Source organism: Lactobacillus sp. UMNPBX17, assembly GCF_002553735.1.
Lineage (GTDB): Bacteria > Bacillota > Bacilli > Lactobacillales > Lactobacillaceae > Lactobacillus > Lactobacillus gallinarum.
Genome location: NZ_PCYT01000139.1, coordinates 1 through 1,376 on the forward strand (window position 1 = coordinate 1; position 1,376 = coordinate 1,376).

Consider the following 1,376-nt stretch of genomic DNA (forward strand, 5'->3'; position numbering starts at 1 on the left):
TTCAATATACAGAATTTAATTTTCAAAAGTGTTCAATTTGAAATTGCAATTTTCGAATAAAAAATAATCCTCATTCAGGTGAGGATTATTATATATCAATTATTTAATTTTTTTACTTTAAACGATTTTGTTCATCAAAAATTTGGTGAATTGAACGATCGTTATAAACGTAATCAATACCACGAGCAAGAAGTTGATCTACAGAAATACGAACCATTCTGTCTGGGTAACGATTATGCTTAATAGTATCAGTTACAACGATTTGTTCAATTGGCAATTCGTTAAGTACTTCAGTTGCATTCTTAGAAAGAAGTGCGTGAGTTGCAGCAACATAAACCTTCTTGGCACCTGCCGCCATAACTGACTTAGTTGATGATGAAATACGAGAACCAGTATCAATTAAATCATCAACGATGATACACTTCTTGTCTTTAACATCCCCAATAATATCGTGCACTTCAGTATCATAACGAGCACCACGTTGATCAACAATAGCGATTGGAGCGTTGAAATATTGACCAAAGTTACGTGCAAGCTTGGCACCTGAGTGATCAGGTGAAACAACTACGATATCATCATCTTCCTTAGTAGCAATACCATTATCTAAGAAGTATTGACCAAGAAGTGGAATAGCGTGCAAGTGATCTACTGGAACACTGTAGAAACCTTGAATTTGTGAAGCATGCAAATCAACTGTAATTAAACGATCCATACCAGTTAATTGAAGCAAGTTAGCAACAAGCTTAGCTGTGATTGGTTCACGTGAACGAGTCTTAGTATCTGAACGTGAATATGCTAAGTATGGAACTACCACGTTAATGGTATGAGCTGATGCACGGTGCAATGCGTCCAAGATAATTTCAAGTTCCATGAAGTTTTCGTTAACTGGATCTTGAATTGATTGAATTACAAAGACGTCACAACCTCTGACACTTTCACCAATATTAACTTGGATTTCACCATCGCTGAAGTGATGAACTGCAGTTTCAATTAATGGTTGACGCAAAATTGCAGCAATTTTTTCGTTTAATGCTGGGTTACCACCTAACCCGATCACCTTCATTGGGTGCAATAATTTATGGAGTTCTTCCTTGTTCATAGCTACCTCTTCTGAATAAAAATCATATACAGACCCATTATATACGAAAAACCTTCTCTGATAAATAAAAGAGGAGGTTCTTTATTGAAGATTTCTATTTTGATTTTGAATTTACGTAAATCTAATTCATTTGTCTTCTAGAAACAATGAACAAAACCAGCCCGACAATCGCTGCCAATTCCGGCACTACTAAGTTCATGAAACTTAAACTTGAATTATGCGGTCAACTACCCTAGACTGAAGTCTAGGGCTTAGTGGCTCGTTAGCTTACGCTAAC

General features: G+C 36.0%; 1 protein-coding gene. It reads right to left on the reverse strand.

Going from position 1 to position 1,376, the window contains the following annotated elements; all coding sequences use genetic code 11:
* Positions 1-112: 112 nt before the first annotated feature.
* A complete protein-coding gene (locus CP368_RS09945) occupies positions 113-1,099 on the reverse strand; it encodes a ribose-phosphate pyrophosphokinase (RefSeq protein ID WP_056945545.1) in 987 nt (328 codons plus the stop codon).
* Positions 1,100-1,376 lie beyond the last annotated feature (277 nt).

Excerpts from the sequence above, each read along its gene's own strand:
- CP368_RS09945 (WP_056945545.1), bottom strand. The coding sequence starts at position 1,099 with ATGAACAAGGAAGAACTCCATAAATTATTGCACCCAATGAAGGTGATC.